This is a genomic window from Streptomyces sp. NPDC042346, from assembly GCF_055581845.1.
Map to the genome: position 1 here is coordinate 759,463 of NZ_JBVJEH010000002.1, position 18,746 is coordinate 778,208.

An 18,746-nucleotide genomic window follows, 5' to 3' on the forward strand; every position below is an offset into this window, starting at 1 on the left:
CCGAACCCCCATGAACCTCAAGAGACTCCGTCCCCTGCTCCCCCTGGCCCTGCTGCTGCCGCTGGCCACCGCCTGCGGCGGCGCGACCGGCGCCGACGCCGAGGACGGCGCGAAGACGGTCACGGTGACCGTCGGCTACCAGTCGAAGACCATCAACACCGTCACCGCCGGCACGCTGCTGCGCTCCCTCGGCTACTTCGAGGAGGAGCTCACCGCTCGCGGGAAGCGGGACGGCGTCACCTACCGGGTGGTGTGGCAGGACTACGCGACCGGGGCCCCGATCACCGCCCAGATGACGGCCGGGAAGATCGACATCGGTTCGATGGGCGACTTCCCGCTGCTGATCAACGCGGCGCGCGGCGTCCAGCTCAAGGAGCGGACCCGGCTGGTCTCGGTCACCGGGTACAACCCGCGCGGCGGGCTCAACACCGTGGTGACGGCGCCCGGTTCGCCGCTCCGTTCGCTCGCCGACCTGCGCGGCAAGAAGGTGTCGACAAGTGTCGGATCGGCGGCCGACGGCACGCTCGTCCGCGCGCTCCAACGGGCCGGGATCGACCCGGAGAAGGACGTGGAGAAGCTCAACCAGCAGCCCAGCGTGGGGGCTTCGGCCCTGACGTCGGGCAACGTCGACGCGCTGTCGCAGTTCGTCGCCTGGCCCGGTCTCCTGGCCTTCCAGGGCCGGGCCACGGCCCTGTACGACGGAGCCGAGCTCGATCTGCCGACCTTCCACGGCGTCACCGTCCGGGAGGGCTTCGCCGCCCGGCGGCCGGGGGTCCTCGACGACTTCCTGCGGGCCCAGCGGCGGGCGACGGACGAGCTGCGGTCCCGGCCCGTCGCCGCGGCCGAGTCGGTGGCGAAGGAGACCGGCCTCCCCGCCGAGGTGGTCTACCTCTACAACGGCTCCCAGGGCATCGCCACGTTCGACCCGGCGCTCCGTCCCGAGCTGATCGCCGCGCTGAAGGACGACGTGTCGGTCCTGAAGGCCGCCGGTCTCGTGAAGGACGTCGACGTGGACGCCTTCGTCGATGCGGCGCCCCTGCGCCGGGCGGTCCGTGACGCCGCCTACCCGAAGGCCGGCGCGGCCAGGTCCGAGCTGTGGCTGAAGGGGCAGGGCACGACCCGTACGTTCGCGACTCCCGGGGAGCTCCTGAAGGCCGTCGCGGCGGCGGGCAAGGACAAGGTGCGGGCCGCGTACGTGCCGGACGCGGTGACCGGGACGCTCTGGTTCGCCGACCGGGCGGTGTGGGTCACGGACGGTTCCGGACCGCGGGCGTTCGTCACCCGGTCGGGGGCAGAGCGGTACGTCGCCGGGCACGCCGGCGCCCGGATCGTCGGGTACGCGGACGCGCTGAGGGCGGCGTCGTGAGCGGGGGCCGCCGGCTGCTGCGGGTCGCCTCGCTCGGCGCCGCGCTCGGGCTGTGGCAGCTGCTGACCGCCCTGGACGTCACGCTGTGGCTGCGGTTCGAGCAGTTCCCCACGGTCGGGGAGGTCGCCGCCGCGCTCGCCGACCGGCTCGGCACCGAGGCGTACTGGCAGGATCTCGGCCACAGCCTGCGCCGGATCGTGGTCGGCTTCCTCCTCGCCGCGGTGCTGGGAGTGGCGGCCGGGACGGCCGTCGCCCGGTCCCGGTGGGCCGCCGACCTCCTCGGCCCGCTGGTGGAGGTGGCCCGGCCGATCCCGGCCATCGCCCTCGTACCGGTGGCGATCCTGCTGCTGCCCACCACCGAGCAGGGCATCGTCTTCATCACCTTCACCGCGGCGTTCTTCCCCGTGCTCGTGTCGACCCGGCACGCGGTGGCCGCGCTCGGCCCGGTGTGGGAGGAGGCCGTGCTCACCATGGGCGGCGGCCGGCTCCGGGTGCTGTTCTCCGTGGTGCTGCCGGGCTCCCTGCCGGGCATCTTCGGCGGTCTGTCGGTCGGCATCGGCGTCTCGTGGATCTGTGTGATCTCGGCGGAGATGATCTCCGGCGAGTACGGGGTGGGCTACCGCACCTGGCAGGACTACACGGTCGTCGACTACCCGGGGGTGTTCGTCGGCATGGCCACCATCGGCGTCCTCGGCTGGCTCACCTCCACCGCGGTCGAGGTGCTCGGGCGCCGTGTCACCGCCTGGCTTCCGCGCCCGGCCGCGCGCGGGACCGCCGGTCCCGTCCGCGCGACGGGCGGCGTCGCCACCGCGGCCTTCCGACGTACCCCCGCCGCCGTCCCCGTGGCGGAGAAGGAGCCGGTGTCATGAGTGTCGTGAGCCCGTCCACCGAGGCGCACCCGCGCACCGGCGCGCATCCCGGCGCCGGCGCGGAACTGGCCCTGCACGGCGTACGGCTCGGCCATCCGGGCGGCGCGGCCGTGGCCGCCCCCGCCGGGCTGCGGATCCCGCCGGGCGAGCTGCTGACCGTGGTCGGTCCCTCCGGCTGCGGGAAGACGACGCTGCTGCGCACCCTCGCCGGGCTGCTGCCCCCGCTCGCCGGGGAGGTCGCCCAGGACGGGGAGCCGATCGTCCGGCCGGGCGCCGACCGGGCGCTGGTCTTCCAGCACGACGCCCTGCTGCCCTGGCGTTCGGTCCGCGCCAACGTCGAGCTGCCGCTGGCGATCCGCCGGGTCCCCCGGGCCGAGCGGCGGCGCGCGGCGGAGGAGTGGCTGGAGCGGGTCGGGCTCGCCGGGCACGCGCAGAAGCTGCCGCACCAGCTGTCCGGCGGACAGCGGCAGCGCGTGCAGCTGGCCCGGGCGCTGGCGGGCCGGCCCCGCGCGGTCCTGATGGACGAGCCGTTCGGCGCGCTCGACGCGCACACGCGCGCCGGGATGCAGGACCTTCTCGTGGAGATCCTGCGCGGCACGGGCGCGACCGTCGTCTTCGTGACCCATGACGTGGACGAGGCCCTCCATCTCGGCGACCGGGTCGTCCTGTTCGCGTCCGGGGAGGTCCTGGACGTACCGCACCCGCGGTCGCGGGACGCCCGCCACGCACCGGCCACGGCCGCGCTGCGCCGCCGCGTCCTCGACTCCCTCTGAAGCCCTTCGAAAGCCCTGTGAAAGGCATCCCGTGAGCACTCCCCTCGCCGACCCCGCCCTCTCGGCACCCGCCCTCTCCGTGCCCGCCCTCGCCGACGCGACCGAGCTCTCCTGCGACGTGCTCGTCGTCGGCGGCGGCACCGCCGGCACCATGGCCGCGCTGACCGCAGCCGAACGCGGCGCGAACGTCATCCTCCTGGAGAAGGCGCACGTCCGGCACTCGGGTGCCCTCGCCATGGGCATGGACGGGGTCAACAACGCGGTCGTCCCCGGCCGGGCCGAACCCGACGACTACGTCGCCGAGATCACCCGCGCCAACGACGGCCTCGTCGACCAGTCCACCGTCCGGCAGACGGCGACCCGCGGCTTCGCGATGGTCCAGCGGCTGGAGTCGTACGGGGTGAAGTTCGAGAAGGACGAGCACGGCGAGTACGCGGTCCGCCAGGTGCACCGGTCCGGCTCCTACGTGCTGCCGATGCCGGAGGGCAAGGACGTCAAGAAGGTCCTCTACCGGCAGCTGCGGCGCCGGGAGATGCGGGAGCGGATCCGGATCGAGAACCGGGTCATGCCGGTCCGCGTGCTCACCCACCCCGACGACGGCCGGGCCGTCGGCGTCGCCGGATTCCACACCCGTACCGGGGAGTTCGTCACGGTCCGGGCCGGTGCGGTGATCCTGGCCACCGGGCCCTGCGGCCGGCTCGGCCTGCCCGCCTCCGGTTACCTGTACGGGACGTACGAGAACCCGACGAACGCCGGCGACGGCTACGCCATGGCGTACCACGCGGGAGCCGCGCTCACCGGGATCGAGTGCTTCCAGATCAACCCGCTGATCAAGGACTACAACGGTCCCGCCTGCGCTTACGTCGCCAACCCCTTCGGCGGGTACCAGGTGAACCGGCACGGCGAGCGGTTCGTGGAGTCGGACTACTGGTCGGGGCAGATGATGTCCGAGTTCGCGACCGAACTCGCCTCCGACCGGGGCCCGGTGTACCTCAAGCTGAGCCATCTGCCCGAGGAGACCATCGGCGCCGTCGAGTCGATCCTCCACACCACGGAGCGGCCGACCCGGGGCACCTTCCACGAGGGGCGCGGGCACGACTACCGGACCCACGACATCGAGATGCACATCTCGGAGATCGGCCTGTGCGGTGGCCATTCCGCCTCGGGGGTACGGGTGGACGCCCACGCCCGCACGACGGTGTCCCGGCTGTACGCGGCCGGCGACCTGGCCTCCGTCCCGCACAACTACATGATCGGCGCCTTCGTCTTCGGCGACCTGGCGGGCGAGGACGCGGCGCGGTACCGGGCGTACGAAGGGGAGCTTCCGGCGGACCAGTTGGCCGCCGCGCACGAGCTCGTCTACCGGCCGCTGCTTCACCCCGACGGTCCGCCGCAGCCCCAAGTCGAGTACAAGCTGCGGAGGTTCGTCAACGACTACGTGGCGCCGCCGAAGACCGGGGCGAAACTGTCCCTGGCGGTGGAGGCGTTCACCCGGATGTCGGACGAGATCGCCGGCATGGGGGCGCGCACCGCGCACGAGCTGATGCGGTGCGCCGAGGTGAGCTTCATCCGGGACTGCGCCGAGATGGCGGCGCGGGCGTCGCTCGCGAGGACCGAGTCGCGGTGGGGGCTGTACCACGAGCGTCTCGACCATCCGGAGCGGGACGACCAGGGCTGGCTGCACCACCTCGACCTGCGCAAGTCCCCGTCCGGGGCGATGGAGTTCACGGCGCGGCCGGTCGAGCCGTACGTGGTGCCGGTGGCGGAGTTCGCGCCGCCGGCCGGCCCCGAGCGGCCGCTCGGCGAGGTCGCGCTCGTGCCGGTGGCGACGGCCGGCCCTCGGGACGGGGTGCCCGCCGCCCGGCCGGCCGCGACCGCGCCGCGGGACCGGGCGGGGGCCGCCACCGCCCCGGCGCCCCACCTCACCCTGCTGCGCCTCCTGGCGCTCGTCGAGGAGTCCCCCGACCTGGCGGCGCTCCGGCCCTACCTCGACGACGCCGATCCGGGGGTCCGGGCCGCCGCCGTCACCGCGCTCGGGGAGACCGCCCCGGCCGGGGCGGGACCGGCGCTCGCGGCGCACCTGCGGGACACGGCACCGCAGGTGCGGGCCGCCGCCGCGGCCGCCCTGCGCGAGCTGGTCGAGGTCCTGCCCGCCGAGCCACCGCTCGCGGCGGGCCTGCGGGAGGCGCTCGGCGTGCCCGACCCGGCCGTGCGCGTCGCGGCGCTCGACGTCCTGCGGGCCCTGCGGCTCGGTGCCGCCGCGCTGTACGCGGCCTCGCTCGCCGACGCCGACGTCGAGGTCCGCATCCAGGCCGTCCGGGCCCTGGTCTCGGTGGACGCGGTCGAGGAGCTCGCGGGGGCCGCCGCCGATCAGGCGCGCGAGGTGCGGGTCGCGGTGGCCCGGGGTCTCGCCGCCGTGCGCGCCCCCGCCCCGAAGCCGCTCGACCCGCTGCTCGACGATGCCGATCCGCTGGTCAGGGGGGCCGCGCTGGCCGCGCTCGCGGGTACGGGCTGCCCGCCGGAGTACGCGGCGTCCGCGGTGGCGGCGCTCTCCGATGCCGCCTGGCAGGTCCGGGCCGGCGCGGCGACCGCCCTGCGGGCCGCGCCGCCCGCCCTGGCCGTTCCCGCGCTCGCCCGGGCCCTCGCCGACCCGAACGCGGACGTCCGCAAGGCCGCCGTCCTCTCCCTGCTCCGGCACGGCGCCGAGCCCGCGGCCCGCGCCGCGCTCGCCGGGGCCGCCGACGACCCCGACGCCGACGTCCGCGCCTACGCCTCCCGCGTACCGCGCGAGACGCCCTGAGCCACCGCGGTGTGGAGGTGCTGGGCGCGGGACCGGGCGGGCGGGTCGGCGGGGAGGGTGCCGGTGAGGGGGAAGCCGCAGCCGAGGGCCGTCCGGCAGGAGCCCTCGTTGCCGACGGTGTGCACGAGTTCGAGGGCCCGTCCGGCGAACGGACTGTCCTCGGAGACCGCCCATCGGGAGACGAGGGTCAGGGCCCGGGACGCGATCCGGCGACCGCGCGCCTCGGCGGCGGTCCAGTAGCCGGCCCGTACGGGTGCCGCGCCGGCGTCCGTGGTGGTGAGGGCGATGTGGCCGAGGGGTGCGGACGGCCCGGCCGGTCCGGTCTCGACGACGGCGAACGCGGCCCGGGTCCCCGCCGCCCAGCCCCGGCGCTGGTCGGCCACCCAGCGGCGGGCCTCGCCCGCGGTGTCCAGGTGGGTGACGAGCCAGGAGCGGAGCAGCGCGTCGGCGTGGTGGCGTACGAGCACGTCGGCGTCCTCGTCCGTCCACGGACGCAGGAGCAGGGCCGCAGCGCCGTGGGCGGGGGCTCGGGCGGGGGCCTCCCGGAGGGTGATCTGCTCGGTGACGTGCCGCGTGCTCATGATCGGACGATATCCGGCCGGTCGGCGCACTCGGCGGCGTGGTGATCAGTGGCACATGGGTGAACGCGCGCATGCGGGGCGGCCGGGCGGGGAAGGGGCGCGGGGCGGCGTCGGGAGACCCGCTGTGGACGGTGGACCGAGGAGATGGTGAGGGTGACGGTGAGCGCGGAGGCTGTGGGCGCGCCGTGCTGGCTGAATCTGGCCGCGCGCGACCTCGACGCGGCGGAGCGCTTCTACGGGGCGGTGCTGGGCTGGACGTTCCGCCGGGGCGCGCTCGGTGACGCGTACGCGGTGGGCGAGCGGGACGGGGTGCCGGTGGCCGGGATCGCGGCGGTGGCCGCCGAGATGGCGGTGCCGGTGGCCTGGACGGCGTTCTTCGCCGTGGACGACGCCGACGCGGCGGTGGCGCGGATCCGGGAGCGCGGCGGCACGGTCGGCGTCGGGCCGGTGGCCTTCCCGCCCCGGGGGCGCGCGGCGCTCGCGACGGATCAGGAGGGCGCCGCGTTCGCCGTGTGGGAGGGGCGGCTGATCTCGCGCTGGCGCGTGGGCGAGCGGACGGCGCCGGCCTGGCTGGAGCTGCACACGCGGGACGCTTTCGACGCGGCCGTGTTCTACGGCGGGGTGCTCGGCTGGGCGGACGGGAACCCGGCGGGCGTCGAGGTCTCGTACGAGCGGGAGCAGGTGGTGCTGCGCTGGCACGGCGAGGCCGTCGCCCGGTTGAACAGCGGGCCCGTCGAGTCCGCCTCGCCACGTCCGCAGCTGCGTCCGCGCTGGCTCGTACGGTTCCGGGTGCCCGACCTGGAGGCGGCGACGGCCGCCGTCGTGAAGCACGGCGGGTCGGTCGTGCCGGGCGGCGAGTGGGGCGGGGTGCGCGCTCCGGAGGGCGCGGACCTGCATCGCGTGGTGGTCCGGGACCCCGACGGCGCACTGTTCACCCTGGACGCGCCGACGGAGGAGGACGTGTCCGAAGACCCCGACGATCGCGACTGAGCGAACGCCGGGGCCGATGAGACCGATGAGGCCGTTGGACCCTGTGAGCGGTACGGGCTACCGCAGGGCGGCGCGCGGGGCGCCCTCGGTACCGGTCCCGGTCCCGGTGCCGGGTGCGCCGTCCGCGCCGGTCGCGGGACGGCCCGCCGGGATGAGCGCGGCGACCACCGCGGCCGCGAGGCCGACCCCGGCGCCGATGAGCATCGCGGCGCGGAAGCCGTCCTCGGAGGGCAGGGCGTGCCCGCCGAACGAGGTGGTCATCTGGGCGAGGACGACTCCGATGACGGCGGCCGAGACGGAGGTGCCGATGGACCGCATCAGGGTGTTGAAGCTGTTGGCCGACGCGGTCTCCGCCTGCGGCACCGCGCCCATGATGAGCGCCGGCATGGCTCCGTAGGCGAGCCCCACTCCGGTGTTGCAGATGAGCGTCACGACGAGCAGACCCCAGGTGGAGCCCATCAGCGCGAGCGAGGAGGCGTATCCGACGGAGATGACCAGGGCGCCGACCGAGAGGGTGATCTTGGGGCCGCGGGCGGCCGACAGCTTGGCGCCGAGCGGGGCCAGGGCCATCATCATCAGGCCCGCCGGGGCCATCCAGAGGCCCATCGCCATCATCGACTGGCCGAGGCCGTAGCCGGTGGCCTCCGGCAGCTGGAGCAGCTGCGGGACGACCAGGGACTGCGCGTACATGGCGAAGCCGACGAGGACCGAGGCCGCGTTGGTGAGGAGGACGACCGGGCGGGCTGTGACCCGCAGGTCGACGAGCGGGTCACGCGTCCGCAGCTCCCAGACGCCCCAGGCGAGCAGGACGACGGCCGAGCCCGCGAAGAGACCGAGGGTGGTGGCGCTGCCCCAGCCCCAGGTCGCGCCCTTGGAGACGGCGAGCAGCAGGGCGATCAGGCCGGCGCCGAGGCCGAGGGCGCCCGGCACGTCGAAGCGGCCGGGGGCGGGGTTGCGCGGTCCGGCGGGCACGACGCGCCAGATCAGGAGGCCGACGAGGGCGCTGAAGGCGGCGGCGACCCAGAAGAGCACGCGCCAGCTGGCGTTCTCGGCGACGGCGGCGGAGAAGGGCAGGCCGAGGGCGCCGCCGACGCCCATGGAGGCGCTCATCAGGGCGATGGAGCCGCCGAGCTTCTCGGGCGGCAGGAGGTCCCGGAGGAGGCTGATGCCGACGGGGACGACGCCCATGCCGAGGCCCTGGAGGCCGCGTCCGACGATCATCGGGACGACGGAGGAGGCGAGCGCGCAGACGACGGAGCCGGCGATGAGCGGGACGATCGAGGCGAGGAGGACCCGGCGCTTGCCCAGGGTGTCGCCGAGACGGCCGGCGACGGGGGTGGCGACGGCGGCGGCGAGCAGGGTGGCGGTGATCACCCAGGAGGCGTTGGACGGGGCGGTGTCGAGGAGCTTCGGCAGGTCGCCGATGAGCGGCACCACCAGGGTCTGCATGAGCGCGGCCACGATGCCCGCAAGGGCGAGGACGCCGACGACGCCTCCGGTGCGGGCTTCGGGCTTGGAGCCGTCCACGGGTTCTCCCTCGGTTCTTCCACAATGAATGATGTGCATCATGCACATTCCCTGCGTGATACACAAGTCATGCATGATGCACAGCACCTCGCCGCGAGGGAGAATGCCCCCATGGACAAGCCCGTGGACAAGCCCACTCACCTGGTCGAGTTCGAGACCATGCTGCTCGGCCGGCACGCCCACCTGTACGCACCCCGCTCCCGGGCCGCCGGCGGTCAGCTCGACCGCAGCGCGTACGTCCTGCTGAGCCGCATCCGCATGCACGGGCCGATGTCCATCGGGCAGCTCAGCGACGCCTTCGGCCTCGACGCCTCCACCCTCAACCGCCAGACCGCAGCCATGCTCCGCGCCGGGGTCGTCGAGCGCATCCCCGACCCCGACGGCGGCATCGCCCGCAAGTTCCGCATCACGGAGGAGGGCGAGCACCGCCTCGACGCCGACCGGGCCTCGAACATCGAAGGTCTTGAGCGGGTCATGGAGCACTGGTCGCCCGAGGACGTGGCCCGGTTCGCCGGCTTCCTCGAACGCTTCAACCGGGACATCGAGCGCCTGGAGGGCCGCCCCTGGCCCCGCCCCTGACGGCGAATCCGCTCCTCACGCACACCCCTGCGGGGCCCGTGGCCGATCCGGCCACGGGCCCCGCTTCCGTCGAATCCCTTTACGCGCGGGTCGTGCGGCGGTAACTTCCCGCCGACGCAAGAAGTTTCTGAAAGTTTCCGACAGCGTTTCCAACGGACGTCGCTCCCAGAGCCCGGGAGTGAAGCCCCGACCGGTGACGCGGTCCCTCCCTGGAGATTCAGATGACACGCACCCGCAGAGGGCTGCCGGCCCGCGCGGTCGCCGCCCTGGCCGCCGCCGCCGGCATCCTCGGCCTGGTGGTCGCCGCGCCGCCCGGTGAGACCTTGCCCCGCACCGCGCCGGTCGCGGCCGCCGCCGACAACACGGCGACGGTCTTCTACTGGACGAAGACGAAGAACTGGTCGGCGTACAAGCTGCATTACGCCCCCGACGGCGGATCCTGGACGACCGTCCCCGGCGTCGCCATGGAGGCCGCCTGCACGGACTGGGTGAAGAAGACCGTCACCCTCGGTACGGCCACCGGACTCCAGGCCACGTTCAACAACGGCACGGGCACCTGGGACAACAACGGCGGCAAGAACTACGCCCTCGGTACCGGCACCATCACCGTCAAGGACGGGGTCATCGCCCACTCCGACCCCTGCGCCGGCACCGAACCGACCCCGACGCCGACCCCGACCCCGACCCCGACGGCTTCGGCCAAGGCCACGGTCTACTACGCGACACAGACGCTCGGCTGGACCACCGTCAACCTCCACTACCAGCCCTCCGGCGGCACCTGGACCACCGTCCCCGGCGTCGGCATGACGGCCGCGTGCACGGGCTGGTGGAAGCGCGAGGTCGACCTCGGGACGGCCGCCTCCCTCAAGGCCGCCTTCAACAACGGCAACGGCACCTGGGACAACAACGGGGGCTCCGACTACACGATCGGCACGGGCGTCAGCACCGTACGGAACAACGTGGTGACGGCGAACGCGGCGGATCCGTGCGCGGCCGCCGTGCCCGACACCCAGGCCCCGACGGTCCCCACCCGCGTCACCGCGGCCGCCGACGGCGTCTCCGTGCTGCTCACCTGGGATCCCGCCTCGGACGACCGCGGGGTGACGAAGTACCAGGTCACCCGGGTCGGCGGCAGCGGCGGCACGGTGGTCACCGACGTCGGTTCCACCGTCTTCTCCGACACGGGACTCGCCGAGCGGACCGCGTACGGCTACACAGTGAAGGCCGTGGACGCCGCCGGGAACGTCTCCGCCGCCTCCGCCACGGCGACCGCGACCACGGGCGACAAGCCGCAGACCCCCTCCCCCGGCAAGCCCCTCGGCACGGACCCGCGCAAGGACCCGATCTACTTCGTCCTCACCGCCCGCTTCAACGACGGCGACCCGTCGAACAACCGCGGCGGCAGCCAGCACACCAAGTCCGGCAACGCGGCCAATGACGACCCCATGTTCCGGGGCGACTTCAAGGGCCTCATCCAGAAGCTGGACTACGTCAAGGGCCTCGGCTTCTCGGCGATATGGGTCACGCCGGTGGTCCTCAACCGCTCGGACTACGACTACCACGGCTACCACGGCTACGACTTCTACAAGGTCGACCCCCGCCTGGAGTCCGCCGGAGCCTCCTACCAGGACCTGATCGACGCCGCCCACGCCAAGGGCATGAAGATCTACCAGGACGTCGTCTACAACCACTCCTCCCGCTGGGGCGCCAAGGGCCTGTTCACGCCCACCGTGTACGGCGTCCGGGACAGCCAGTGGAGCTGGTACTACGACGAGAAGCAGCCCGGCTTCGTGTACGACGGCCTGACGGTCGACGCCAAGTCCGGGAAGTCGTACTACAACGGCGACCTGTGGTCGACGGCCGAACCGACCGGCAACACCTGCCTCAACTGGGGCAAGCCCACCGGCGGCAAGAGCGCCGAGGGCTACACCGTCTACAACTGCCAGTGGCCGAGCCCCACGTCCGGCATGTTCCCGAAGGACCTCTTCCACCAGTGCTGGATCGGCAACTGGGAGGGTGAGGACTCCCGTTCCTGCTGGCTCCACGAGGACCTGGCCGACTTCAACACCGAATCACCCGCCGTGCAGAACTACTTGATCGGCGCCTACAACAAGTACATCGACATGGGCGTCGACGGATTCCGCGTCGACACGGCCGTGCACATCCCCCGCACCACGTGGAACCGCCGTTTCCTGCCCGCGATCCAGGAGCGGGTGACGCAGCGGCACGGCGCGGAGGCCGCGAAGAACTTCTTCGTCTTCGGCGAGGTCGCCGCCTTCGTCAACGACAAGTGGAACCGCGGCTCGGTGAACCACTCCGCGCAGTTCTACACCTGGAAGGAGCGCAAGGAGTACGACGCCGACGACGCCAAGGCCGCCCTGGAGATGTACGACTACGAGCAGCAGCAGGGCACGGGCAACCAGCCCACCTCCACCAACGCCTTCCTGAACGGCAACACCTACCACGCCCCCGACACCAGCCGCTTCTCCGGCATGAACGTCATCGACATGCGCATGCACATGAACTTCGGTGACGCGTCCAACGCCTTCTACAACGGCAAGGACTCGGACGACAGTTACCACGACGCCACCTACAACGTCGTCTACGTCGACAGCCACGACTACGGCCCCAACAAGTCGAGCGAGCGCTACACGGGCGGCACCGACGCCTGGGCCGAGAACATGTCGCTGATGTGGACCTTCCGCGGCATCCCGACGCTGTACTACGGCTCGGAGATCGAGTTCCAGAAGGGGAAGAAGATCGACTGCGGGCCGTCCTGCCCGCTCGCCACGACCGGCCGCGCGTACTTCGGCGACCACGTCGCCGGCTCCGTCACGGCCTCCGACTTCTCCCAGGTCTCCTCGGCCTCCGGAGCGGTCGCCACGACCCTCCAGCAGCCCCTGGTGCGGCACGTGCAGCGGCTCAACCAGATCCGCAGGGCGATCCCCGCGCTCCAGTCGGGCCAGTACTCCACCGAGGGCATCTCGGGCGGCATGGCCTTCAAGCGCCGCTACACCAGCGGCACGACGGACAGCTTCGCCCTCGTGACGGTCTCGGGCGGTGCCACGTACTCGGGCATCCCGAACGGGACGTACACCGACGCCGTCACGGGCGACGTGAAGACCGTCACCAACGGGACCCTGTCGGTCGCCGCGCCCGGCAAGGGCAACCTGCGGGTGTACGTGCTCAATGGCCCCGGCAGGATCGGCGCACCGGGCCCGTACCTGAAGTAGGCCCGCCCCGTACGGTCACCCCCGCCGCACGCCTCACGCCTCACCCAGGGGCGTGCGGTGCAGGGTGACGAGGAGGAGCCAGACCTGTCCGGCGACGCGGGCGGGGGTGCCCTCGACGAGGCCGTGGAGCCAGTCGGCGAGCACCCCCGCGAAGGCGGCGGCCACGGCGGAGGCGATCAGCTCGGGTTCGGGGGCGCCGACCAGGGTGCGTTCGGAGAGGCTGCGGGCGCGCAGGTCCTGATGGAGGACGTGACCGAGCGGGCCGCCGCCCCCCGGGCTCAGCAGGGCCCGGTAGAGAGGGGCGTGCGGGGCGAGGCCCTCGAAGAAGGCGACGAGCGCGGGCGGCGGCGACGCCGGGTCGGGGACACCGCGCCAGGCGTGCAGGGCGTCGACCGCGTCACGGACCACGTCGGCGCAGGCGTCGACGGCCAGCGCCTCCAGATCGGCGTAGTGGACGTAGAAGGTGGCACGGCCGACCCCGGCCCTGCGGACCAGCGCCGCGGTGGTGACGTCCGCCAGCGGGCGTTCGGCGCACTCGTCGAGGAGGGCCTGCCGCAGCTTGGCCCGTGTGCGGGCGGCCCGGGGGTCACCCGGCGTCACGTCTCCCGTCATCGCGGTCACCGGCTCAGGAGGACGGCGGCGAGGGCGAGGGCGCCGGGCAGCGCCTGGGCGACGAGGATGCGGCGGTTGGCGGTGGCTCCGCCGTACAGACCGGCGACGACCACGAAGCCCAGGAAGAACACCGTGACCCGGAAGCCCGTCGGGTCCTCGGCGACGAGGCCCCAGACGAGCCCGGCCGCCAGGAAGCCGTTGTAGAGGCCCTGGTTCGCGGCGAGCGGCGCGGTCGCGCGGGCCATGTCGGCGTCGAAGCCGGACAGGCCGCGGCCGGGCTTCCGCTCCCACAGGAACATCTCCAGAACCAGGATGTACGCGTGCAGGGCGGCCACCAGGCCCACCAGAACGTTCGCCGTCGTCTCCATCGTGCTCTCCCACCGTGGTTCCTATTTCCTGGACAGGTGTCCAGCATACATGGACACCTGTCCAGTAATTGAGGACGGCCCCGCGAAGGGGACAGGAGGGCTGATTCGTGCGCCTTCCCGGCGCCCACAGATCAACAGTGCGTAACACGAACAGGCTTCTCGGACAGAACACTTCCTTCCGTCCGACGAGTCTGGGATCTTGCGTCCACCCCACACATCACAGTGCCCGGCGGGCGCCACCCGCGCCACCGGGTCATCGGAGGACGCATTGTTTTCCCAGATATCCAGCCGGTTGAGAATCTCGGCCATCGCCGTCGCGGCCCTCGGCGCGACCGTGGCGCTCGCCGCTCCCGCCGGATTCGCCCAAGCAGCACCGTCGGACACCGCGCCCGTCGCGGCGAGTTCGGCGGGGGCGACGCAGGCCACCACGACCACCACCACGAAGGCCGCGGCGGCACCGGCGGCCTGGGCCGCGGGCACCCGCGCCTACCTGGTGATCACGGCCCCGGGCGGAACGTCGTCCGTCACCGGCGCCGTGACGAGCAACGGCGGTTCCGTCTTCGCCACCTACGACGCCATCGGCGTGATCGTGGCGCACTCGACGTCCGCGTCGTTCCCCACGTCGATGCGCACCGTCAGCGGCGTCCAGCAGGTCGGGGCGACCCGTACCTCCGACGTCCCGGCCGACGCCTACAACCCGGCCCTCCCGGCGAACCCGGCGCAGTCCGCGACGACGCTGACGGAGTCCAACCGCTGGGACATGACGCAGATCAAGGCCGACCAGGCCTGGGCCGTCAGCACCGGCTCGGCGTCGGTGAAGGTCGGCGTCCTCGACACCGGCGTGGACGACCAGCACCAGGACATCGCGCCCAACTTCAACGCCGCCGACTCGGCGTCCTGCGCCTACGGCAAGGCGGACACCCGCGCCGGCGCCTGGCGCGACGTCGGCACGCACGGCACGCACGTCGCGGGCACGATCGCGGCGGCGAAGAACGGCAAGGGCGTCATCGGCGTCGCGCCGGGCGTGAAGATCTCCTCGGTCCGCATCGCGGAGCCGACCAGCAGCCTGTTCTTCGCGGAGAACACGATCTGCGGCTTCGTGTGGGCCGGTGACCACGGCTTCAAGGTCACCAACAACAGCTACTACACGGACCCGTGGGCGTTCAACTGCCCGGACAACGTGGACCAGGCCGCCATCATCGAGGGCGTCCGCCGCGCCCAGGCGTACGCCGAGGGCAAGGGCTCGCTCCAGGTGGCCGCCGCCGGCAACTCCAACTACGACCTGGCGAACAAGACGACCGACTCCGAGTCCCCCAACGACTCGACGCCGGTCACCCGCACGATCACCAACGCCTGCATCGACATCCCGACGGAGCTCCCGGGCGTCGTCACCGTCGCCGCGCAGGGCAACGGCGGCGCCAAGGCCTCGTACTCGAACCTCGGCAACGGCGTCATCGACGTCGCGGCCCCCGGCGGCGACGGCGCCTCCGGTGTCTACTCGACGCTCCCGGGCGGCAAGTACGGCAACATGAACGGCACGTCGATGGCCTCCCCGCACGTGACCGGTGTCGCGGCGCTGATCGCGAGCGCCAACCCGACGTTCACCCCGGCGCAGATCCGGGACCAGCTCGGCGTCCAGGCGACGGACCGGGCGTGCCCCTCGGACGCCCGCTGCACGGGCACCACGGCCAAGAACGGCTTCTTCGGCGAAGGCGCGGTCGACGCCCTGAAGGCCGTCGGGGGCACCACCCCGCCGACCGGCCCGTACTTCGAGAACCTGACCGATGTCGCGATCGCCGACAACGCGACGGTCGAGAGCCCGATCACGGTCAGCGGGGTGACGGGCAACGCCCCGGCGACCCTGAAGGTGGGCGTGGACATCAAGCACACGTACATCGGTGACCTGAAGGTCGACCTGGTGGCTCCGGACGGCACCGTCTACACGGTCCACAACCGGACCGGCAGCGGGACGGACAACATCGTCCAGTCGTTCACGGTCAACGCTTCGGCTGAGGTCGCCAACGGCGTCTGGAAGCTCCGCGTGAACGACAACGCGAGCCAGGACACGGGCAAGATCGACGCCTGGACCCTGACCTTCTAGGGCCTGTCCGGTCGGATCCAGGGATCCCAGGACCCCAGGACCACGGGACCCCGCTGACGGGGCCGGAGCCGCCATGGCTCCGGCCCCGTTCGCATGCGCCGGGCAAGAAAGTGCGTACCGGGGGGTAGGCCCGCCCGACCCCCTTGCTATACGTTCCGTCTAACAAGCTTGCTAGACACGGTGTCTAACAAGCGTGCCCGAGCCGATCGCGACCCCAGGAGCCGCACCATGGCCAGCAGCACCGTTCGCCCGGAGAAGCAGGAGAAGGACGTCGCCGCATCGGACCTCGCCGACTCGGACGTCGCCGAGCGGCTGCTCCGGTCGGCCGCGAAGCTGTCGTACGACCCCGCCGTCGAGGTGGACTGGGACACGCCCCTCGACAAGGACTTCCACGGCCAGAGCCCCGAGTGGAACTCCCTCTACGGCACCGCGTACTGGAACGAGATGACCGAGGAGCAGCGCAAGGAGCTCACCCGGCAGGAGTCCGCCTCGGTCGCCAGCACCGGCATCTGGTTCGAGATGATCCTCCAGCAGATGGTGCTCCGCGACATCTACCTCATGGACCACACCGATCCCCGGTTCCAGTGGGCCCTCACCGAGATCGCCGACGAGTGCCGGCACTCCATCATGTTCGCCCGGGGCTCCCAGAAGCTCGGCGCGCCCGCGTACCGGCCGAAGCGGGCCGTGCTGGAACTCGGGCGCTTCATGAAGACCGTCGGCTTCGGCGAAGCCGCGTACGCCGGCATCCTCGTCGCCGAGGAGGTCCTCGACGTCATGCAGCGCGACTGGATGCGCGACGAGCGGGTCGTCCCCTTCGTCCGCACCATCAACAACATCCATGTCGTCGAGGAATCCCGGCACATGAAGTTCGCCCGGGACGAGACGCGCCGCCACCTCGCCCGCGCGAGCAGGGCCCGCCGTCACTTCCAGGCCTTCGTCGTCGCCGTCGCCGCGTACTACATCATCACCAGCCTGGTGAACCCGGAGGTGTACGTCCGGGCCGGGCTCGACCCCGAGCGGGCCCGCCGCGAGGCGGCCGCCAACGAGCACTACAAGGCGCGGCTGCGCGCCAGTTGCTCCGGACTCATGGAGTTCCTGGCCGATGTCGGGATGCTGACCCGGCCGGCGCTCCGCTTCTACCGGCGCGCCCACCTCATCTGACCCCGCCCCGTCTCCCGCACCAGAGTCGAGCCGACGCCATGACCTACGCCATCACCCAGACCTGCTGCTCCGACGCGACCTGTGTCGCCGTCTGTCCGGTCAACTGCATCCATCCGACGCCCGAGGAACCGGATTTCGGCACCACGGAGATGCTGTACATCGATCCCCGGGCCTGCATCGACTGCGGGGCCTGTGCCGACGCCTGCCCCGTCGACGCCGTCGTCCCTGCGGACCGCCTCACCGACCGCCTCAAGGAGTACGAGGGCATCAACGCCGCGTACTACGCGGACCGCGCGCCCGCGCCGGCCGTCGCCTCGCCCATGTTCCACTCCTGGGGCGCGCCGGCCTTCTCCCGCTCGCTGCCCGCCGACTTCGCCCCGCTGCGGATCGCCGTCGTCGGCACGGGACCGGCGGGCATGTACGCCGCCGAGGACCTGCTCCTGCACACCAACGCCGAGGTCACGCTGATCGACCGGCTCCCGGTCGCCGGCGGACTCGTGCGGTACGGCGTGGCGCCGGACCACCCGGCGACCAAGGGCGCCGGGGAGACCTTCGCCCGTTTCCACTCCCACCCCCGCGTCCGACTGCGGCTCGGCGTGGAGATCGGCCGGGACGTCACCGTCGAGGAGCTCGCCGCGCACCACGACGCGGTGATCTACGCGGTGGGCGCACCCGCCGACCGGCGGCTCGGCATCCCCGGCGAGGACCTGCCGGGCAGCGTCTCCGCGAGCTCCGTCGTCTCCTGGTACAACGCCCATCCGGAGACCGGCGCGGACGCGGTCGACCTGTCCGCCGAGCGGGTCGTGGTCGTGGGCAACGGCAATGTCGCCCTCGACGTCGCCCGCGTCCTCGTCATGGACCCCGACGCCCTCGCCGCCACCGACATCGCCGACCACGCCCTCGCCGCCCTGCGCGGCACCCGGGTGCGCGAGGTGGTGCTGCTCGGCCGCCGGGGCCCCGAGCACGCGGCGTACACGGCGTCGGAACTCCTCGCCCTGAAGCACCTCCCGGGGGTCGAGCTGCTCGTCGACGACCGGGACCCGCGCACCGGGGAGGCGATCGACACGGCCGCGCCCGGGGACAAGGCCGGGCTCCTGCGGGACGTGCCCCGCGAGGCGGTGGACTGGACGCGGGAGCCCGCGCGGGACCGGCGCCGGATCGTCCTGCGCTTCCACTCGGCGCCGGTCGAGGCGGTCGGTACGGAGCGGGTGCGGGCGGTCCGGGTGACGGAGGAGGGCGCGGCGTCCGGTACGGAGCTCGGGGCGGGGCTGCTGGTCCGGGCCGTCGGCTACCGGGGCGTACGGCTCCCGGGGCTGCCCTTCGACGAGACCACCGGCACCGTGCCCCACGAGGCGGGACGGGTGACCGGTCTGCCCGGCGGCTATGTCGTCGGCTGGATCAAGCGGGGCCCCTCCGGGGGCATCGGGGCCAACCGGGCGTGCGCGGAGGAGACGGTCGGGGCCCTGCTCGCGGACGCGGTCGCGGGCGCGCTGCCCTCGCCGACGGGCACGCCGCAGGCCTTCCGCAAGCTAGTGCGCAGCCGCAGCGCCGGTCTCGTCGACGCGCGCGGTCTGGCGGCCATCGACCGTGCCGAGCGGGCACGGGGCCGGGACGCGGGGCGTCCCAGGGTCAAGCTGGCGACGGTGCCGGAGCTGGTCGCGGCGGCACGCGGCGGACGGTGGCGCCGGCCGATGTGACAGCGGGGGTGTTCGGCCCGGAGTGACGCGTGGGGAGGTTCGGCCCGTGTGACGCGTGAGGGTGTCCGGCCCGGGACGGCGGGCCGGTA

Annotated in this window: 14 protein-coding genes; 10 read left to right on the plus strand and 4 right to left on the minus strand. The window is 73.0% G+C overall.

The window, feature by feature from the left end:
• Positions 1 to 10: 10 nt before the first annotated feature.
• From ACZ6K0_RS12065 to ACZ6K0_RS12080, 4 genes are read left to right on the plus strand one after another with little or no spacing between them, the layout of a single operon-like run.
• Positions 11 to 1,366, plus strand: a complete 1,356-nt coding sequence (locus ACZ6K0_RS12065; RefSeq protein WP_469231832.1) for an ABC transporter substrate-binding protein — start codon at positions 11 to 13, stop codon at positions 1,364 to 1,366.
• Positions 1,363 to 2,235 (plus strand): ABC transporter permease, encoded by an 873-nt coding sequence (locus ACZ6K0_RS12070; RefSeq protein ID WP_376398851.1) that lies wholly within the window; start codon positions 1,363 to 1,365, stop codon positions 2,233 to 2,235. The genes ACZ6K0_RS12065 and ACZ6K0_RS12070 overlap by 4 nt, the downstream gene beginning before the upstream one ends.
• Positions 2,232 to 3,008 (plus strand): ABC transporter ATP-binding protein, encoded by a 777-nt coding sequence (locus tag ACZ6K0_RS12075; protein WP_469231834.1) that lies wholly within the window; start codon positions 2,232 to 2,234, stop codon positions 3,006 to 3,008. The genes ACZ6K0_RS12070 and ACZ6K0_RS12075 overlap by 4 nt, the downstream gene beginning before the upstream one ends.
• A gap of 31 nt (positions 3,009 to 3,039) precedes the next feature.
• Positions 3,040 to 5,808 carry a fumarate reductase/succinate dehydrogenase flavoprotein subunit gene (locus ACZ6K0_RS12080; RefSeq protein ID WP_469231836.1) on the plus strand — a complete coding sequence of 923 codons (2,769 nt, stop codon included), beginning with the start codon at positions 3,040 to 3,042 and terminating at the stop codon, positions 5,806 to 5,808.
• Here ACZ6K0_RS12080 and ACZ6K0_RS12085 read toward each other — a convergent pair.
• Entirely contained in the window at positions 5,775 to 6,389 is a 615-nt protein-coding gene (locus ACZ6K0_RS12085; RefSeq protein WP_469231838.1) for a GNAT family N-acetyltransferase, read from the minus strand. The two genes, ACZ6K0_RS12080 and ACZ6K0_RS12085, sit on opposite strands and share 34 nt — an antisense overlap.
• A gap of 144 nt (positions 6,390 to 6,533) precedes the next feature.
• Here ACZ6K0_RS12085 and ACZ6K0_RS12090 point away from each other — a divergent pair, with 144 nt between their 5' ends.
• Positions 6,534 to 7,379, plus strand: a complete 846-nt coding sequence (locus ACZ6K0_RS12090) for a VOC family protein (RefSeq protein WP_376398862.1) — start codon at positions 6,534 to 6,536, stop codon at positions 7,377 to 7,379.
• 57 nt (positions 7,380 to 7,436) lie between these two features.
• On the opposite strand, the gene ACZ6K0_RS12095 is transcribed toward ACZ6K0_RS12090, so the two are convergent.
• Entirely contained in the window at positions 7,437 to 8,906 is a 1,470-nt protein-coding gene (locus tag ACZ6K0_RS12095) for an MFS transporter (RefSeq protein ID WP_469231840.1), read from the minus strand.
• A 111-nt stretch (positions 8,907 to 9,017) separates the two neighbouring features.
• On the opposite strand from ACZ6K0_RS12095, the gene ACZ6K0_RS12100 reads away from it, so the two are divergent.
• Positions 9,018 to 9,485, plus strand: a complete 468-nt coding sequence (locus tag ACZ6K0_RS12100; protein WP_376398868.1) for a MarR family winged helix-turn-helix transcriptional regulator — start codon at positions 9,018 to 9,020, stop codon at positions 9,483 to 9,485.
• Between the two features lie 221 nt (positions 9,486 to 9,706).
• Positions 9,707 to 12,718: a carbohydrate binding domain-containing protein gene (locus ACZ6K0_RS12105; RefSeq protein WP_469231842.1), complete on the plus strand. Its 3,012-nt coding sequence runs from the start codon at positions 9,707 to 9,709 to the stop codon at positions 12,716 to 12,718.
• Positions 12,719 to 12,751: 33 nt separating this feature from the next.
• On the opposite strand, the gene ACZ6K0_RS12110 is transcribed toward ACZ6K0_RS12105, so the two are convergent.
• Both ACZ6K0_RS12110 and ACZ6K0_RS12115 read right to left on the minus strand, forming a co-directional pair.
• Complete coding sequence (locus tag ACZ6K0_RS12110; RefSeq protein WP_469231844.1) at positions 12,752 to 13,330, minus strand: TetR/AcrR family transcriptional regulator; 579 nt, start codon at positions 13,328 to 13,330, stop codon at positions 12,752 to 12,754.
• Between the two features lie 5 nt (positions 13,331 to 13,335).
• On the minus strand, positions 13,336 to 13,698 hold the full coding sequence (locus ACZ6K0_RS12115) for a DUF1304 domain-containing protein (protein WP_376398877.1): 363 nt from the start codon (positions 13,696 to 13,698) through the stop codon (positions 13,336 to 13,338).
• Positions 13,699 to 14,005: 307 nt separating this feature from the next.
• On the opposite strand from ACZ6K0_RS12115, the gene ACZ6K0_RS12120 reads away from it, so the two are divergent.
• The 3 genes from ACZ6K0_RS12120 to ACZ6K0_RS12130 all read left to right on the plus strand — a co-directional run bounded on the left by ACZ6K0_RS12120 (position 14,006) and on the right by ACZ6K0_RS12130 (position 18,657).
• Entirely contained in the window at positions 14,006 to 15,799 is a 1,794-nt protein-coding gene (locus ACZ6K0_RS12120) for a S8 family peptidase (RefSeq protein WP_469232211.1), read from the plus strand.
• Positions 15,800 to 16,027: 228 nt separating this feature from the next.
• Positions 16,028 to 16,960, plus strand: coding sequence for an AurF N-oxygenase family protein (locus tag ACZ6K0_RS12125; protein WP_469231846.1), 933 nt, complete (start codon positions 16,028 to 16,030; stop codon positions 16,958 to 16,960).
• Positions 16,961 to 16,998: 38 nt separating this feature from the next.
• Positions 16,999 to 18,657, plus strand: coding sequence for an FAD-dependent oxidoreductase (locus ACZ6K0_RS12130; RefSeq protein ID WP_376398882.1), 1,659 nt, complete (start codon positions 16,999 to 17,001; stop codon positions 18,655 to 18,657).
• Positions 18,658 to 18,746 lie beyond the last annotated feature (89 nt).

Excerpts from the sequence above, each read along its gene's own strand:
- ACZ6K0_RS12115 (WP_376398877.1), bottom strand. The coding sequence starts at position 13,698 with ATGGAGACGACGGCGAACGTTCTGGTGGGCCTGGTGGCCGCCCTGCAC.
- ACZ6K0_RS12100 (WP_376398868.1), top strand. The coding sequence starts at position 9,018 with ATGGACAAGCCCGTGGACAAGCCCACTCACCTGGTCGAGTTCGAGACC.
- ACZ6K0_RS12105 (WP_469231842.1), top strand. The coding sequence starts at position 9,707 with ATGACACGCACCCGCAGAGGGCTGCCGGCCCGCGCGGTCGCCGCCCTG.
- ACZ6K0_RS12130 (WP_376398882.1), top strand. The coding sequence starts at position 16,999 with ATGACCTACGCCATCACCCAGACCTGCTGCTCCGACGCGACCTGTGTC.
- ACZ6K0_RS12075 (WP_469231834.1), top strand. The coding sequence starts at position 2,232 with ATGAGTGTCGTGAGCCCGTCCACCGAGGCGCACCCGCGCACCGGCGCG.
- ACZ6K0_RS12125 (WP_469231846.1), top strand. The coding sequence starts at position 16,028 with ATGGCCAGCAGCACCGTTCGCCCGGAGAAGCAGGAGAAGGACGTCGCC.
- ACZ6K0_RS12090 (WP_376398862.1), top strand. The coding sequence starts at position 6,534 with ATGGTGAGGGTGACGGTGAGCGCGGAGGCTGTGGGCGCGCCGTGCTGG.
- ACZ6K0_RS12085 (WP_469231838.1), bottom strand. The coding sequence starts at position 6,389 with ATGAGCACGCGGCACGTCACCGAGCAGATCACCCTCCGGGAGGCCCCC.
- ACZ6K0_RS12110 (WP_469231844.1), bottom strand. The coding sequence starts at position 13,330 with ATGACGGGAGACGTGACGCCGGGTGACCCCCGGGCCGCCCGCACACGG.
- ACZ6K0_RS12065 (WP_469231832.1), top strand. The coding sequence starts at position 11 with ATGAACCTCAAGAGACTCCGTCCCCTGCTCCCCCTGGCCCTGCTGCTG.